Annotated in this window: 15 protein-coding genes and 1 riboswitch; of the genes, 1 reads left to right on the forward strand and 14 read right to left on the reverse strand. The window is 37.5% G+C overall.

Annotation, left to right across the window (positions count from 1 at the left end; all coding sequences use genetic code 11):
• Positions 1-214: 214 nt before the first annotated feature.
• The 8 genes from purB to IGM09_RS08855 all read right to left on the reverse strand — a co-directional run bounded on the left by purB (position 215) and on the right by IGM09_RS08855 (position 7508).
• Positions 215-1510, reverse strand: a complete 1296-nt coding sequence (gene purB, locus IGM09_RS08820; protein ID WP_002356808.1) for an adenylosuccinate lyase — start codon at positions 1508-1510, stop codon at positions 215-217.
• Positions 1511-1552: 42 nt separating this feature from the next.
• The gene (purK, locus tag IGM09_RS08825) at positions 1553-2668 is read right to left on the reverse strand and encodes a 5-(carboxyamino)imidazole ribonucleotide synthase (protein ID WP_002382795.1); all 1116 of its coding nucleotides are present in this window, start codon (positions 2666-2668) and stop codon (positions 1553-1555) included.
• Positions 2669-2995: 327 nt separating this feature from the next.
• Complete coding sequence (locus IGM09_RS08830) at positions 2996-4315, reverse strand: nucleobase:cation symporter-2 family protein (RefSeq protein WP_033625069.1); 1320 nt, start codon at positions 4313-4315, stop codon at positions 2996-2998.
• Between the two features lie 2 nt (positions 4316-4317).
• Positions 4318-4899, reverse strand: a complete 582-nt coding sequence (locus IGM09_RS08835; protein ID WP_002356804.1) for a xanthine phosphoribosyltransferase — start codon at positions 4897-4899, stop codon at positions 4318-4320.
• Between the two features lie 154 nt (positions 4900-5053).
• Positions 5054-5151, reverse strand: a riboswitch (purine riboswitch).
• A gap of 146 nt (positions 5152-5297) precedes the next feature.
• Positions 5298-5984 carry a hydrolase gene (locus IGM09_RS08840; protein WP_002356802.1) on the reverse strand — a complete coding sequence of 229 codons (687 nt, stop codon included), beginning with the start codon at positions 5982-5984 and terminating at the stop codon, positions 5298-5300.
• A 19-nt stretch (positions 5985-6003) separates the two neighbouring features.
• Positions 6004-6645, reverse strand: a complete 642-nt coding sequence (locus tag IGM09_RS08845; RefSeq protein WP_002366997.1) for a glycoside hydrolase family 73 protein — start codon at positions 6643-6645, stop codon at positions 6004-6006.
• A gap of 99 nt (positions 6646-6744) precedes the next feature.
• Positions 6745-6924, reverse strand: coding sequence for a hypothetical protein (locus IGM09_RS08850; protein ID WP_002384259.1), 180 nt, complete (start codon positions 6922-6924; stop codon positions 6745-6747).
• 59 nt (positions 6925-6983) lie between these two features.
• On the reverse strand, positions 6984-7508 hold the full coding sequence (locus tag IGM09_RS08855) for a hypothetical protein (RefSeq protein ID WP_002382789.1): 525 nt from the start codon (positions 7506-7508) through the stop codon (positions 6984-6986).
• A gap of 166 nt (positions 7509-7674) precedes the next feature.
• Here IGM09_RS08855 and IGM09_RS08860 point away from each other — a divergent pair, with 166 nt between their 5' ends.
• Positions 7675-8634, forward strand: coding sequence for a Gfo/Idh/MocA family protein (locus IGM09_RS08860; RefSeq protein WP_002382786.1), 960 nt, complete (start codon positions 7675-7677; stop codon positions 8632-8634).
• Positions 8635-8680: 46 nt separating this feature from the next.
• Here the strand turns inward: IGM09_RS08860 and asnS are convergent, their stop codons facing one another.
• From asnS to IGM09_RS08890, 6 genes are all read right to left on the reverse strand, one after another.
• Positions 8681-10033 (reverse strand): asparagine--tRNA ligase, encoded by a 1353-nt coding sequence (asnS, locus tag IGM09_RS08865; protein ID WP_002376912.1) that lies wholly within the window; start codon positions 10031-10033, stop codon positions 8681-8683.
• Between the two features lie 16 nt (positions 10034-10049).
• Positions 10050-11249, reverse strand: coding sequence for a pyridoxal phosphate-dependent aminotransferase (locus IGM09_RS08870; protein WP_002359774.1), 1200 nt, complete (start codon positions 11247-11249; stop codon positions 10050-10052).
• Between the two features lie 38 nt (positions 11250-11287).
• Entirely contained in the window at positions 11288-11806 is a 519-nt protein-coding gene (locus IGM09_RS08875) for a DUF5590 domain-containing protein (RefSeq protein ID WP_002382785.1), read from the reverse strand.
• 75 nt (positions 11807-11881) lie between these two features.
• Positions 11882-14671: an ATP-dependent DNA helicase DinG gene (locus tag IGM09_RS08880; protein WP_033625070.1), complete on the reverse strand. Its 2790-nt coding sequence runs from the start codon at positions 14669-14671 to the stop codon at positions 11882-11884.
• 180 nt (positions 14672-14851) lie between these two features.
• A complete protein-coding gene (locus IGM09_RS08885) occupies positions 14852-16228 on the reverse strand; it encodes a hypothetical protein (protein ID WP_113826060.1) in 1377 nt (458 codons plus the stop codon).
• 217 nt (positions 16229-16445) lie between these two features.
• Entirely contained in the window at positions 16446-17903 is a 1458-nt protein-coding gene (locus IGM09_RS08890; protein ID WP_002356790.1) for an amino acid permease, read from the reverse strand.
• Between the last annotated feature and the right edge of the window lie 183 nt (positions 17904-18086).

Here is an 18086-nt window from a genome sequence, read left to right on the forward strand (position 1 = left end):
CTTTTTTTGAAAATATCTCCTTTATAATCTAAAGAAAAACCAAACAAATAGCGAGCAAACGTCAAAAGGTAAATAAATGAATTATACCTTTTGACGTTTGCTCGCTAAAAATTAATACTTTTTCTTCTTATTTCTACTAAATAACTTTTCAACTTTTTTTCTGAAAATAAAAAAAGCGCTCAGGAAGAAACTGTTTTTTCCTGAACGCTCTTTTTTATCCTAAACCAACACGTTCAAAAATCGTGTCAACATTTTTTAAATGATAATGATAATCAAAGGCATCATCTAGCTCTTCTTTTGATAAGACAGATGTAATTTTTTCATCCGCATCTAGCAACGGACGGAACGCCGTTTGATGATCCCATGCGTAAGCTGTTTTTGGTTGGACCAGATCATACGCTTCTTCACGTGTCATGCCATGGTCAATCAATTTTAACAAGACACGTTGGCTGTAAATTAGTCCATAGGTCGCATCCATGTTACGTTTCATATTTTCTGGGAAGACCGTTAAGTTTTTGACAATATTACCAAAACGATTCAACATGTAATTTAGCAAAATCGTTGTATCGGGAATAATAATCCGTTCAGCAGACGAGTGAGAAATATCTCGTTCATGCCATAAACTCACATTTTCAAAGGCAGTAATGACATGACCACGAATCACACGTGCCAAACCAGTCATATTTTCAGAACCAATTGGATTCCGTTTATGCGGCATTGCCGAAGATCCTTTTTGTCCTTTTGCAAAAAATTCTTCTACTTCACGTGTTTCTGATTTTTGTAGACCACGAATTTCTGTTGCAAATTTTTCAATACTTGTCGCAATTAATGCCATGGCAGAAACATATTCTGCATGTAAATCACGTGGTAAAACTTGTGTCGAAATCTCTTGAGCACGGATCCCCAAATGTTCGCAAACATATTCTTCAACAAATGGTGAAATATTGGCAAAGGTACCTACGGCTCCACTGATTTTACCTGCTTCGACACCTTTGGCTGCATGTTCAAAACGTTCAATGTTGCGTTTCATTTCAGAATACCACAACGCTAATTTCAAACCAAATGTAGTCGGTTCTGCATGAACACCATGCGTTCTTCCCATCATGACCGTATGTTTATACTCTTTGGCTTTGGCTCCGACAATCTCCGTAAATGTTTGTAAATCTTTCCGTAAAATATCATTCGCCTGTTTCAATAGATAACCATAGGCAGTATCCACAACATCTGTGCTGGTTAACCCATAGTGTACCCATTTTCGCTCTTCACCAAGCGTTTCTGAAACGGCACGAGTAAAAGCGACAACATCATGACGTGTTTCTGCTTCAATTTCTAAAATACGTGCAACATCAAATGATGCATTTTCTCGGATTTTTTGTACATCTTCTTTAGGAATTTCGCCAAGTTCTGCCCAAGCTTCATCCGCCAAAATTTCAACTTCTAGCCATGCCTTGTAGCGGTTCTCATCTGTCCAAATTGCGCCCATTTCGGGTCTTGTATAACGATCAATCATTGTACCTTATCCCCTCTTTACTCCTCAATTTTTGAAAAATAATTACGACCAAATCTTTGTTTCTTTAATTTCTTCCAGTGTTTCATCGATTTCTTTGGTTAATATAGTAATATGCCCCATCGCTCGTTGCGCTTTTGCTTCACTATGGCCATAATAGTGGAAATGCCAATCTGGATGTTCATTAATAATGTCCATCGTTTCATAGGCTTCATTCCCAAGCACATTGACCGTAACCGCTTCTGACAACAGTTGAATCGTTGGCATTGGCCAATTACATAAACCACGAATATGCGTATCATATTGGCTAAAAGAACAAGCATCTATTGAAAAATTCCCAGCATCTTCTGGACGAGGTAAAATTTTATTTACATAAATCCCGCCTGTTTCTGTATAAAACATTTCAATTGAAAGGGTGCCGACTAAACCAACTGCTTTAGCAATCACCTTAGCAATTCGTTGCAACTCGCCACTGACTTCGTCATCAATTCGGGCTGGCGCAATCGTTTCATGTAGCTTACGCTCTTTTTTAATTGTTTCCACAACTGGAAATGTCGCAAATTCGCCACGACCATTACCAGAAATCAGAACAGATAATTCTTTTTCGTAAGGAATCCAAGCTTCCAAGACACAGGTTCCTTCTCTCAGAAGATTCATGGATGGCGCTAAGTCTGAAGTACTATGTAGTACATAACGACCTTCCCCTCGCGTATTCTTCAAGATACACGGATAACCAATGCCATCAATTGCTTCTTGAATATCAGTCGGACTAACAATCGTTGCATAAGGTGCAATCACAATATTATTATCTTCCAAGAAACTTTTTTCCATTAAGCGATCTTGCGTAATCGCTAAAATGTCTGTTCCTTGTGGTATATTCGCTAAATGTTGAATCGCTGTTAACGCATCAACATCTGCATGTTCAAATTCATACGTAATCACTTGGGCACGTTTTGCCAATTTCTCTAACGCTTCAGGATCATTATATGCTCCTAATAATTGCCAATCGGCAACTTGTGCAGCAGGACAATCAATTTGTGGATCTAGCACACCCACTCGAAACCCCATTTCTCTTGCACTAAGGGCCATCATTTTTGCTAAATGTCCGCCACCAATGATACCAATCACTTGACCAGGTAATAGTGGTTTATCCAAGTTCATCACAACTTTCCATCACAGTTTTATCCTTAAAATCCTTCTGCGGTTTCTCGTCGCAGTCTAGCCTTTAAGAGTGCTCTTTTTACATGATACAAGGAAAAAGGCTCAACTTCAAGTGCCAGCAGTGTTTCCCTTAGGTTTTCTCATCAGAATTTATTAACATACTTTAGGATAAAACAGCGGTAACTTACTACTCGTCTCTTTGTAACCAAGCTTTTTTCTCTTTTTCTCTTCAGATTGATGAAAACATTAAATTTTTCTAAACGATGATTAGGTCAAAAAAGTATGAAAGAAAAGCCACCTGACCTTATCTATCATACTTTTTTGAAACTATTCCTTACTTTCTGAGGTTTCTTTTAAACCATTGAATAAAAGATTTAAAATAATTGCGGTAATGCTGCTCATGACAATTCCATTACCAGTAAACATGCTAACAGTTTCTGGTACTTTATTAAAGAGCGTTGGCATAATATTAAAGCCTAAACCAAAGCCAATCGAAATGGCAATAATTAATAAATTTTTGTCATTTGAGTAGTCAACTTTTGACAACATGCGCATTCCTTGGACAGCCACCATTCCAAACATAACCAGCATTCCGCCGCCTAAAACTGGCTCTGGGATAATTTGGGCCATCGCACCAATTTTTGGTAATAAGCCTAAAATAATTAAGAAAAAAGCAGAAAAATAGATTGGCCGACGTGTTTTGATTCCAGATAATTGAACTAACCCGACATTTTGAGAGAAACCTGTATAAGGAAACGTATTAAAAATCCCCCCTAAAATGACGGCTAAACCTTCTGCATGATACCCACGACGTAAATCATCTTCGCCAATTTTCTTCCCTGTAATGTCTCCTAAGGCAAAATAAACACCTGTTGATTCAACCATACTAACAATTGAAATAATAATCATCAACACAATAGAAGAAAGATCAAACGTTGGTTTGCCAAAATAAAATGGCTGTGGAAAGTGAAACCACGTAGCTTGACCAACAGGAGACAAATCCACTAATCCCAGAAACGCAGCTAAAATTGTGCCACCGACTAGGCCGATTAACACGGCAATTGACTTGATAAAGCCACGTCCCCAAACTTGCACAACAATGATTAAGGCAATTGTTACAAATGCGAGGAGCAAGTTTTTAGGATCACCAAAACTTTTGTCCGTTGCTAAGCCGCCACCCATTTTTTCAACAGCAACAGGAATTAAGGTCAAACCAATAACTGTAATGACTGTGCCGGTGACTAAAGGCGGAAATAGACGCTTAATTTTTGAGAAAAATCCTGCAATAAGAACGACAAAAATGCCCGAAGCAATAATTGAACCGTAAATTGCACCAACCCCTTTGTTCGTACCAATCATGATTAAAGGCGCAACTGCTTGAATGGCACAACCTAAAACGACTGGCAAGCCAATCCCAAAAAACTTATTCACCGTTAATTGTAAAAGTGTCGCAACGCCGCACATAAAAATATCGATTGAAATCAAATACGTCATTTGTTGCGAATCAAAATTCAAGCCGGTTCCGATTAATAAAGGTACCGCAACTGCTCCAGCATACATCGCTAATAAATGTTGCAATCCTAAAACGGCGGCTTTCCCATTTGGTGTTTCCGTCTGTTGTGGTGTATTCAATTGTTTTGTTTCCAAGATTATGCATCCTCCTCTAAAAACGTCACCGTTCCTTCACTTAATGAAGCGATACGTGCTAAAGAGACTACATTTAAGCCCATGTCTTCTAATAACTGACGACCATCTTGGAATGATTTTTCAATTACGATACCAATTCCTTCAACCTTTGCACCAGCCTGTTGGCATAATTCTACCAATCCTTTAGCAGCTTGTCCGTTAGCTAAAAAGTCATCAATAATCAACACTTTATCAGCATCAGATAAAAATTTTCTTGAAATTGAAATTTGACTTGTCACTTGTTTTGTAAATGAATAAACTGAAGCCGTTAAGAGCTCTTCATCCATGGTTAAACTTTTTGCCTTACGAGCGAAGATCATTGGCACGCCTAATTTTTGCGCTGCGTATAAGGCAGGAGCGATTCCTGATGCTTCAATTGTAATTACTTTGGTAATGCCTGCTTCTGCGAAAACCTCAGCAAAACGATTACCCATAGCCTCCATCAATTCTGGATCCACTTGGTGCGTAATAAAACTATCTACTTTTAAAACACCTTCACCTAATACACGGCCATCATTTTTAATACGTTCGACTAATTCCTTCACAATATGAACTCCTTTACTTATTTTTCGATAGATGCTTTGTTCTCATCCTGAGGAAAGGACGGTTCGTTAAAAACGAACGAAATAAAACAAAGTGCTATTTATATTCGTGTTCTAACAAAAGAAAAAAGCCCATTTTGCCAAAGCAAAAAAGGGCTATCCGCTCTTCTTCACTTATAGACCAGCATTTACGGTGCTGGGTAGAGACGGTCAACCGTATTTTGACCTTATACAAGCTTCTATGTTTCTCTAGGATAGTACAAAAATCTCTAACTTTCAATGGTTTAACAACTTTTTTTCATTAGAATTTTCAAATAATTGGTTCATTCTTCCATTGTTCCGTAAAAGCGAACATTAAATAGCCAAAAACGCTTTGGCAGGATAGACTGCCAAAGCGTTTTTTATTCTTCATCGGTTGCTTTTTCTTGTTCACGATATTTTTTCATTTTTTTGCTGAATAATTCACCGTTACTAGGGGGCGTATATGTAATAGCATTCGCTCCGGCGATAATGGTTTCATGAATACTCGATTCAGTTGGTCCTCCTGTTGCAATAATCGGTAATTCTGGATACTTGCCACGGAAATAGCGTACAGTGGCTGCAGTGTCTTTTCCTGCACTGATATTAATCATATCCACGCCAGCCGCAAGTTTTTCATCAATTGGCGTATGAATAGAAGTTACTGTGCTGATAATAGGAATATCGATTGCTTCATCCACCATTTTAATTGTTTCAATTGGTGTAGGACCATTCAAAACGACACCCATTGAGCCTTGTGCTTCTGCAAATAAACTCATATAAGCAGAACGCATGCCTTGCGTTAAACCGCCGCCGACTCCTGAAAAGACAGGAATATCCGCTGCTTCAATAATGCCTTTTGTAATCGCTGGATGCGGTGTAAAAGGATATACAGCAATCACTGCCTGTGCATCCGTATTGCGGATAATCGCAATATCTGTCGTAAAAATAATTGATTTTATTTTACGGCCAAAAATTTTAATGCCACTGGCTTGCCGAATAATCTCTGGCATTTTTACAATATCTTGTTTCAGCGGCGTCATAATTTCTGGAATCCACTTTTCGCTCATTGTCATCGTTCCTCCATGCTTAACGGTCGTATTTATTTAAATTGTATTCTTCAATTACATGAATGATCTTATCAGCGTATGTAGGATCCGTTGCGTATCCAGCATCTTGAAGCGCTTGTGCAGCCTCTTTATAATTTTTGGCTAACAAGACTTTTTCATATAAATTTGGATCCCAATCGACCCCATCAACAAATAACTTGGTATGATCTCGCATGGATTCTTCCCAATTGTCATAAACTCGAAAATCACCCTGAATCGTAATCCAGACCTCATTGACATACTCTTTTGTTTCTAAATTGACTTTTGGTTGATTGCCATATGCTTTAATCCCAAAAAGATTGTTATATTTCGATGCTAATTGACTTTGTCCAAAATTTGATTCTAAAACTGCTTGCCCCATAATAATACTTGGTAACACCCCGTAAGATTCTTGTAATTCACGTGCATACGGTGTGATTTCAGCAACAAATTCTTCTTTTGAGATGTTTTCATTTTGGCGATTGACTGACTCGCTTTGTCCCTTATCTGAATCAGAAAGGACAGATAACGAAAAGACAAAGGCCAAACCGACGACAACTACGCCTAAGAATAACTTTGGCAAATTCAGCTGCTTTTTTCTTTTTTTCTGATAGTTGCTCACTTCATTAATTCCCCACTTCATCTTTTATTTTCCGATAAAATGTTTCACTATCTTTCACTTTCGTGATTGATTTCATTTGTTACTATAACCGAATAATTGTATCATTTTCACAGAAAATTATCAACTTTCATCACTGCTTACGCTCGTGATTTCAGTACTTGATTCAGTGGTAGCAGTTGAAGAAACTGTACTACTTTCAGAAATTTTAGTGGACGATTTCACTGTTGTTTCAGTTGATGTGTGAACAGATTCTTCAACTGGCTTTTTGCCAAAAAAGACAAAAATTACCGCACCAAACATAATAATCACAGATAAAATCCCAGCAATTGTGTATTTCAAAAGACCATCCTTCCTATTCGTTATTCACCTACGTAAGTATCCATCAGATTTTCATTGACCCAATCTAATAATTCAACTTTTGAACCTTCCAATTGTCGTTGAATCGTAGCTGGTAACCGGAATGTAATAATATCATCAAAACCCCATTCACCATAGGCCAGCGTCACTTTCAAATCGATATAACCAGCAGCAATTTCTTGTTCCTGTTTATTGTTAGGAATCAATTCTACAACGCCCAAATCAGATTGTAACCATTTTTTGGCAATTGTTGTTTTTAACCGTTTATATTCCGAAACAGCTAGGTTACGTTTTTCCGGAAATAAGATGGTTTGGCGGAGTATTTTTTGAGTCAGCATCCACTCATAATCCGTAAACAAATTCTTAATTTTTTGCATGACTTCATTGTCCAAACCAAATTGGCCTTCTTTCCAAGCTTGCCAATCGGCTGCTTGAATTTGATAAGCGGAGTAAAAATTTTCTTCTGTTTGGTACTGTTCAATAATTGCGTCAACAATAATATCTACATAAACTTGATGCATAATCATTCGCCTCCATTTTCTATTTTACTGAAATTCTCTAAAAAAAGCATCTTTTTATCTCTGGATTTTATCATATTTACAAAATTGTCCTTGTTTTCTAATTTCTCTTGTTTACAGTATAATAAATAATGAAGAAGATTTGAAGAAATTGCATAGATTAGGAGGACTTCTTTTGACAAAAAAATTATATCAATGGGGCATCGTCGGATTAGGTGGAATTGCCCACGAATTTGCTTCAACGTTTAAACAAGAAACTAGCCAACTTGCAGCTGTTGCTTCACGGACATTGTCTAAAGCAGAACAATTTGCCGCTGATTATTCAATCCCTAAAGCCTATGGTTCTTATGAAGAATTGCTAGCAGATGAAACAATCGATGTTGTCTATATAGCAGTGCCAAATAAACAACATGCTGAACACATTTTAAAAGCGCTCCAGGCCGGAAAACATGTGTTGTGTGAAAAAGCTATTACGATGAACGCAGCAGAATTAAAACAAGCCTTGGCAGTTGCAGAAAAAAATGACCTTATTTTAGCAGAAGCCATGACTATTTTTAACATGCCACTATACGACGAATTACGTCGCTTGATGGATGCTGGCAAATTTGGTCAGTTAAAAATGATTCAAGCACCATTTGGAAGTTACAAAGAACCCGATCCTAAAAATCGCTTTTTTAATCCTGACTTAGCAGGCGGCGCATTGTTAGATATTGGTACTTATGCGGTTTCGTTTGCTCGTTGGTTTCTCAGCTCACAGCCAGACGTTTTAGCTTCTAGCATGGTTCCCTTCTCTACTGGCGTTGATGAACAATCGGTGACATTGCTTCGGAATAAAGAAAATGAGTTGGCTACTATTTCATTAACATTCCAAGCAAAAATGCCAAAGCAAGGAATTGTTGCTTTTGAAGATGCCTATATTACCATTACAGATTATCCACGTGCAGATGAAGCAATCGTTCACTACAATGACGGTACGGTTGAGACCATCGTTTCTGGGTACTCAGCTGAAGCCATGAATTATGAAATCTACAATATGGTTGAAGCAATCAAAGGTACACAACCCAACCGCTCCTTATTTTTCACGACAGAAGTCATTGATATTTTGGACCAGATGCAAAAATTATGGCAGAATTAAAAAAAGAACTTCGGCTTTTGCCGAAGTTCTCTTTTTTATTTGTTCTCTATGGATAAATACGGTTTAACATACGTGGGAACGGAATCGCTTCACGAATGTGTTCATTACCAGTAATGAACGTAACAGCACGTTCTAAACCTAACCCGAAGCCGGAATGTGGCACAGAACCGTATTTACGTAAATCTAAATACCAGCTGTATTCTTCTTCAGATAAGCCAAACTCAGCTACTTTTTCTTTCAAATAATCATAATCAGTTGCACGCTCTGAACCACCGATAATTTCACCATAACCTTCTGGCGCAATTAAATCGGCACAAATTACAACATCTTCACGTGTTGGATGTGGTTTCATATAGAAGGCTTTAATTGCTTTTGGATAATTTAAAATGAATGTTGGAACGCCATAGTAATTTGAAATAAAGGTTTCATGTGGGCTACCAAAGTCTTCGCCCCATTCAATGTGATCATAATCATTGTTTGCTTCTTCTTTTTGTAATAACTCAATCGCATCATCGTAAGTAATACGTTTGAATGGTTCCGAAACATATTTTTCCAGTAAAGCTGTATCACGTTCTAAAACATCCAATGGATATTGTTGATTTTTCAATACTGATTTAATTAAATGTTTTACGTAAGCTTCTTGAATATCTAGTGATTCTTCATGAGTTGTGTATGCCATTTCTGGTTCAATCATCCAGAATTCCGTTAAGTGACGACGAGTTTTGGATTTTTCCGCACGGAAGGTTGGTCCAAAAGTAAAGACTTTTCCAAATGCCATCGCACCAGCTTCTGCATATAATTGACCTGTTTGTGATAAGAATGCTGGTTGTCCGAAGTAATCTGTTTCAAATAATTCTGTTGTGCCTTCTGGTGCTGAGCCTGTTAAAATTGGGCTATCAATTTTAATGAATCCTTGTTCGTTAAAGAACTCGTAAGTAGCACGAATAATTTCGTTACGAACTAACATGATTGCATGTTGTTTGCTTGAACGTAACCATAAATGACGATGATCCATTAAGAAATCTGTGCCGTGTTCTTTCGGCGTAATTGGGTAATCTTCTGAAGCGCCAACGACTTCTAAATCAGTGATATCCATTTCATAGCCGAATTTAGAACGGCTATCTTCTTTGATAACACCAGTAACCATGACTGCTGTTTCTTGTGATAAATGTTTAATTTCTTGGAATTTTTCTGTACCAGCTTCTTCACCAAAGGCTTCAATGAAGTTTGGTTTGAACACGACACCTTGGAAAAAGGCTGTCCCGTCACGTAATTGTAAAAAGGCAATTTTTCCGCTTGAGCGTTTGTTAGCAATCCAAGCGCCAATTTTTACTGTTTCTCCAACATGTTTGTTTGAATCAATAATTTGAATTTGTTCCACGTTTGTCTCTCCGTTCATTTCTTAGTTTATTCTTTTAGGCGTTGTGCTGAATTCGTTTCTTTTCTATAAAGTCGTTCATTCGCTCAATCGCTTTTTCTAACGTCATTAAATCTGTCGCATAGCTCATCCGCACATGTTCTGGTGCACCAAAGCCTTCTCCTGTTACCAGAGCAACATGCGCTTCTTGTAATAAATCTTCCACCCAATTAGTCACGTTATCATACCCACAAATTTCTAACGTTTTTTTGACATTCGGGAATAGATAAAATGCGCCTTCAGGTTTTATTAGCGAAACACCTGGCAAAGCTGCTACTTTTGGATAGATATGATTCAGGCGTTTTTCAAAGGCCTGACGCATGTCTTCAACTGTCGACTGTTCACCTGTTAAAGCCTCAATTGCCGCATATTGGCTAACCGCGACTGGATTACTGGTGGATTGTGAAGCGAGTTGTGTCATTGCTTGAATAATTTTTTCATCACCGACTGCAAAACCAATGCGCCAGCCTGTCATTGCATATGTTTTGGAAACACCATTAATAATGATTGTCTGTTGACGAATTGCTTCTGAGATGGTTGCAATTGGTGTGAACCGATGTCCATTGTACACCAAACGACCATAAATATCATCTGCAATAATGAGGATATTATGAGCAACTGCCCATTCACCAATTTGGCGTAATTCTTCTTCCGTATAAATAACACCAGTTGGGTTAGATGGTGAATTTAAAATGATTGCTTTTGTTTTGTCCGTTCGTACAGCTTCTAATTGTGCGACTGACACTTTAAATGATTGCTCTTGCGTGCTTGATACAAATACTGGCTTGCCTTCTGCTAACTTGACTTGTTCACCATAACTTACCCAATAAGGGACAGGGATAATCACTTCGTCCCCAACGTTCAAAATGGCTTGAAATAATAGATACAGCGCATATTTGGCACCATCTGTCACAATAACTTGCTTGGGTTGATAACGAAGTTGATATTCTCGTTCCACATAAGAGACAATTGCTTGCTTTAATTCAGGAATGCCGCCAGAAGGTGTGTAATAACTTGCTCTTCCATCCTCAATTGAAGCAATTGCTGCTTTTTGAATATTTTTCGGGGTTACAAAATCTGGTTCCCCAACCGTTAAGCTTAAAACATCTACACCTTTTGCTTTTAATGCTTTCGCTTTGGCGGCAGCTGCTAATGTAACAGAAGGAGTCAATTGCTGTGCTCGATTTGATACGTTCATACACCTTTCACTCCCACTTTCATCAAAACCTATCTAAATTAAATATCTTTGACAACGTTGATCTCTTCGCCTTTATCAAAGCTCATCAGATAATACGTCAGTACTCCTTGATCATTTTCGGTGACCACTTCCCATGCAGGGCGCTTATCATAAAGCCCTAACGTAGCTTTCATCACCGATTCATCGGGATGGGCTTTAGCAACAATGTCTGTTATTTGTTGTTCTGTTTGACCATCTTTTTGATTTAAGACCGTGACTTTTTCTCCCGATTTAGGGACAATCACGACAATCTCTGTGCCTTTATCATTTTTGCCGGTTAAAGTAAAATACGTATTTTTGCGTGTAAACCAGTAAAATTTATCAACTGTTTCTAAATTAGCAGAAGTTTTGGCAATTGCGGTTGCTTCTTTTTTGGCTTGAGCCATTGGTTGATTGGTTCGTACAAAAAAGATAATTATTGTTACAAGAATTGCTAAAAGGATTGCCAATAGGGTTAAAAGGACAGTAATCCGTTTCTTCTCTTTCTTTTCTTCTAATTCCTCCAAAAATCCTTCCATCCTCTCTAAACTTACTGGGTCTTATTATAGCAGAAAAATAGCGGCCTTTCACAAATATGACCTAAAAATAATCAATTATTTGTTTAAAAATTCCTTTAATTCTTCTAAAATTTCAGGCATGGGCGCTTCTTTTACTGAGAGTCCCTTGGGAAACGCTTTGATTAATCGTTTGCCATATTTTGCAGTGACTAAACGACGATCCAGAATCAGCAATGCCCCTCTATCTTCTTCAGAACGGATTAAACGGCCCAGTGCTTGTCGCAAACGTAAGGCTGCTTTCGGTACCGCTTCTTGAGCAAATGGTTGTATCCCTTCTGCTTCTAAATACGCATATTTTGCTTGCACAAGTGGTCGTTTCGGGTTTTCAAAAGGCAAACGCGTGACTATCAATAACTGTAAAGCTGTTCCTGGTAAGTCCACACCTTCCCAAAAGCTATCGGCTCCTAGCAAGACATTTGGTTTTCCATTAGAGAACCGTTTAAGAATTTTTTCACGACTGCCGCTAATCCCTTGGGCGAGGACCTCTTGTCCTTTTTCCAATAACCTTGGCTGGACTTGATGATACACGGTGGACAATAATTCATGCGAAGTAAAAAGAACCAACATTGAACGTTCCTCTTGCGCCATCAATTTTTCAATGGTATCTGAAATGTATTGACCCATTTCATAGGAAGAGGCATTTTGAATGGCTACTGCTTCTTCCGGTACATAGACTCGCGCATTTTCTGCATAGTTATATGGCGTTGGCAGGGTTTTGAACGTCACCTCTGTTAAACCTAACCGTTGCGGTAAATACTTTTTATTGTTGCCAAACTTCAATGTGCCGCTTGTATAAATAATTCGTTCATACCGCGGATACCACTTTGTTTCGGGAAGCAAACTAGCTTCTAAGTCATGAATTTCAATCAAGCCATGGTCTTCATTTTGTGGTAAATATTCTTTTACCCAACGTGGACGCCAATCATCAAGATAAATGGTAAAACAGTGGTGAATACGTTCAATTTCATCAAAAAATTGAAACAAGCGAACAAAAACGATGCGATCAGCCAAACTAAAGGTTTCCAACTGACTCATAATTGTTTGCTGTAACTTACTTTGAATAGTTAACAGCTCCTGCAGTAAAAGCTGGAGCGTTTGACTATGTTTTTCTCCCGCAGCAGATAAATAATCAATACGTTCTTTGGTTAAAAGCAACTCCTGATGGTCTATCCGCTTCTGTGTTTTACTAAATAAACGATGCAGTTCAAAAAGAAAATCTTGCCATTCATCCACAAAATCCAGTAAACCTTGCTGATAAACTTTTACAAGCCGCTGCTCTTCAGAAAACTGTTGAAAAATTTGCTGTAAAGCAACAAAAAGTTGTTCTTTTTCAATAAAATGCGTGACTTGTTTTTTTAGTATCACGCTGTTCACTCGTTCGCTCGCCATCCGACTAGCGATGTCTGGTAAATGATGTGCTTCATCAATAATTAGCCACGGACTTTCAGGTAATAACGGTTGTTTTCTTAGCGACTCTTGCGCCAAAAATGCATGATTAACAATCAACACGTTACTTTGAGCGACTTTTTTATACAAATGTCTTAAAAAGTCAACTTCATAAAGTTCATCTTTTTTTGAAAGAAAATCCAATCCGCGATGTGTAACTTCTTTCCAGAATAAATGATTTAAATTCGTCAATTGTAGTTCATCTAAATCGCCCGTTTCTGTTTCTAGCAACCAGACGAGAACGCCCATTTGATAAAGAGCGTATTGTTTTTGCGGAGTTGGCTGATTCAACGTTGCCTTAAAGCGTTGTAAATCAAGATAGTGTCGATGGCTTTTAATAACAATGCCTCGTAATTTTCCTTGGCAGATTTGATTGGCTAATGGTAAATCTTTTTCCACTAATTGATTTTGTAAAACAATCGAAACTGTTGAAATGATAACTGGTTTTTCTGGCGTTGCTAAATAGCTCATCGGCAACAGATAGCCTAATGTTTTTCCCGTTCCAGTCGCTGCTTCAATAAATAAATCTTTTGTCGTTCCTTCTGTAAAATGATCATAGACTAAATTCATCATCCGACTCTGTTCCGCACGATAAGCGAAACGTTCCCCAAACAGTTTTTCTTTGGCTTTTTTAGTTTTGGGATACGTGCTAGTCTGATAGAACGTTTCTTCAAAAAGAGGAACTTCTTTTTTGCGTAAAGCAATGCCACTGACCACTTGATAAGCTGGATTTAATGGTGTGACTTGTTTTTTCATTTGTTCATACGTTTGTTGAATAAAGGCACTGGTTTCCCGCGCTGTCTGTTGACTTAATTCCGCAATTTTTTCCATAGTGACTAATGGTAAAGATTTCATTTTTTCTTGAATTAATAACAAAAGTTCGGCTGTAACCTGCGCATCACTATCTGCTTGATGGGGATTCTCATGAGACAAACCTAAACTTTCCGACAAATCACTTAAACGGAAACTTTTTTCTGTCGGTAAAAAAATCTGTGCCAATTCCACTGTATCAATGGCTGGAATAGTAAGTGGCGGCGTGCCACACCGTACCAGTTCACGAGCTAAAAAATTATAATCAAAGTGGACGTTATGCGCCACAAAAATAGTATCTTCCAGATAATGATAAATTGTATGTGCTACATCTTCAAAATAAGGCGCTTTTTGAACTTGCGTATTACTAATCCCCGTTAAACTTTGAATTTGTTTTGGTACTACTTGATTGGGATTCACATCTGTCGCAAAGTTCGCAATAATCTTTCCATCTTGAACGAGAACGCATCCAAACTGAATGATCCGATCACTTGTAGGATCTGTTCCAGTCGTCTCAAGGTCAACTACTGCATACACTTGTTTGTCTTTCAATGACTTCACGCCTTTCATTCATCTTTGAAAATTATACTACAATTTATAGGATTTTCACTAGTATTTCAAAAATTCTCTTGAAATCTTTTCCAGAGATAATAAGAAAGAGCCTGAAACAAAAATCCAAAGTGATTTTTGTTTCAGGCTTAAAAGCTGATAAACTGAACGGTTTTGTCTTACCTTCTCCTAAATAAACGATTAATAACAGTCAAGGATTTTCTGCATATACTGGTTTAATTGCCCATAGCCTTCCAATTCTCTGATTACTGGGAGCGGACAACGAACCTTTTTATTAAATAGTGTCCGCTTTTCAACATATTCTGTAACTTCGTCTAAAAATTTATCTAATCCTTTTTCTAATTTCATACAACTTAACTGATTGCAAATTCGCACGTCTCCTGCCTTTTTCTTTTGAACTTGTTTAAATGATTGTGAGAATGCTTTTGCTTCAAACATTTGTGCTTCTAACTGTCTTTTTTCAATCGTTATTTTCGGTACTGCTTGATTTCCATCAGTATCCTCTAACTGGCGACTCATAAAGCGACGATAAATTTCCTCTTCTAATTCGTCCAATTGTCGTTGAAAGTCCGCAGGAATTGTCCGACTTGATGAATTTTCTTTCTCACTTTCCATAGAGACAGCTTCTTTTTCTGGCTTCTGCTCCTCTTCTTTTTCGGCAGACTTATCCACTGAATTTAGCGAGCTTTTTTCTGTTTCTTGTGGAAAAGTAAATAAAGGTTTTGCCGCAGTGCTCTGCTGGTTTTCTTGTTTTTTTTCTAGCTGCGCTTCTTTAATTGGCGCTGGTTCAGATAACACTGGTTCTTTCGCTGGTTCTTCAAGCACTAGTTTGTTAACGGGAAGCACTGCTTCACTTGTTGCTACAGTTGTTTCACCTTCTTGATTTTCCAGATTATCAGGCGAGAGATTGACGTCTGGTTGTTCCGGATTAGTATCCTCTGATACTTTTAGCGATGCCTGTTCTGCGGCTATCACAGGAGAAGCTCTTTTCAAATGGATCGTTTTTATTTGTCTAGAAATGACGGGATTTCTCGTTTGCTTAACGGCTTCATTCAAGGAGGCTAAATTTTCTTTTAAAAGTGTCAACATTTCACGTAAGACAGCAATTTCACCAGCTAATTCCGTTAATTGATTTTCTTGCGGCACTACTTGCACATTGGTTTCATTCATACGGACTGTTTTTTTATTTTTAGTTGTCGGTATTTCATACATCCATTGTTTCAATGCGAATCGTAAGTCACGAGTGGTCGGCTCAAAGCTTCCAAAATAAACAGTGTAGTACATTAACTCCGTTTCAACATAGACATAAATCTTTTTAACAATTAACTCTTCAAACTGTTCTGATTCATCCCAACTTTCACATAAAGCCTCAAAAAATTGTTCCCCTTCTGCTAAATTTTGGTACTCTTTCGCTAAATAAAGCTTGCGAATTAAGTAAAAATTATACAGTGTTTCAACATTATCCGCATAAATTTCTCGTCCTAAAAAATCTGGATTCGTTTCTTTACAAAGAAAGACCGTTTTCTCTTCTGGTTGTGTTTCAAGTGTTTTAGTCATGAGGTTCACTTCCTTTTTCTCCGTTAATAACCATTTTTAATGATAGATACCTTTAGTATACAGGAGAAATTCTTCTGATTTTCTCATATTTTTAAGAGACAATAGAAATTTTAGAGAAAAATCGACAGAAAAAAACGTGAGACAAACAGTCCTATTGACCATTTATCTCACGAAAAATACTTAAACTGGCTATTTTATCCTTGAAACATGTAACCAATTATTCTGCTGAATCAATTGGCAAAATCGTGTCTTTTTTCTCACGACGTGCAATTGCTGGTAAAATCATTCCTAATAGAATTAAGACGATTGGTGTTACAATGTTAGAAGCTAATTGGAACAACCAGCCTTGAGGGTCTGAGGCATACTCAAATTTAGGCACCATTCCTAGGATACAAGCAAAGGCTGTAAATAGGAAACACCAGAGACCAAACACAAAACCAATTTTAGGATTTTTAACAAATTTATATTCTGAATTAAATTGTTTGTATGCTTTGTTTAGAAGCATATAGGCAAAGAAGACCCACAAGTAACGCATTGGCATAACTACAGAATTTAAGTTAGTTAGCCATTTAACCACTTCGTTCATGTCCTTCAACCCAAACATCGGTAAAGCGATAATAATACTTACTAAAATACCTGTTAATAGGTAACCATTAATTAACGTACCTTTTTTCGTACGTTTACGTAACCAACTTGGAACAAATTCTGGATCTGCTTCAGCTAAAAGAATTTTCAGTGGAGCATCAATTGAAAAGGCTAACGCAGCCACTTGACCCACTGTATTCGTTAACGCATAAACAATCATTAAGAGATTACCGACACCATAATACGCGCCTAATTTTTGGAAGGCACTATAGGCACCATTTGCCATTAAATCTTTAGGAATATTGTCACTTGAGAATAACATTCCCATTGCAAATGAACCTAAAACAGCCGATAAACCAACCATTGCTGCTAGGAAAATCATTCCTTTAGGGAACTCTTTGGCTGGATTTTTAGTTGCATTTACGTAAGGAGAAATTTTTTCAGCGCCACCTACCGCAAAAACTAACATTGATACGGTTGTAAAATAACTAAAATCAAATTTAGGAATGTAGGTGCTGACTTGTGACATGTTTGGCGTCGCAAATTCAACCGTTGAATTAATAAATGGTGCGCCTACCGCTAATAAAATGAATAAAATAGACATCACAAACATGGCGGTTCCAGCTAAACCACCAATAACTTTTAAGGTGGTTAACCCTTTTGTTGATAATAACAAGAAAACCAAGAAAATTATTAATGAAATAAATGATACCGTTACGATTGGCATCGTATTGACTAAGTTTCCATTCCCTTGAACTGCCCAACCTAAGGCAATTAAAATTGCTTGTGGTTTTTGTGCCAAGTAAGGAATGTGCACTACCCAATAAGTCCATGCTGCATAATAGGCTAGACGTTTAGTACTGGTATTTTGCACCCACGAACTAACCCCACCATTACTGTCTTTAAATGTTGAACCTAACTGTCCTACGATTAACGCATAGGGAATAAAATATAAAACTAAAATCAAAAGCCATGAAGTGACCACTGAAATCCCTTGTTGTGCATAATTATTCACAACATTTCCAAGACCCCAGACCATGTTAAAGGCAATTAACCCGACGGTGAACCATCGTAATTGCTTTTTGTCCATATAACCAATTCCTTTCTTATTAAAAAATAAAGCTCTTCATTTATCATAAGCATTTTACTTTTTATGCACAAGCTCAACATAATTAAATAAAGATGGCTTTTTAATAAGTAATTAAAACGCTTCTAGCAATGATTTTCTAATTTATTTGATGACTAAAAAAGGCCGGTGAATAAGTTGCTTCAC

The sequence above is a fragment of the Enterococcus sp. DIV0167 genome (assembly GCF_050541555.1).
GTDB classification, from domain to species: domain Bacteria; phylum Bacillota; class Bacilli; order Lactobacillales; family Enterococcaceae; genus Enterococcus; species Enterococcus faecalis.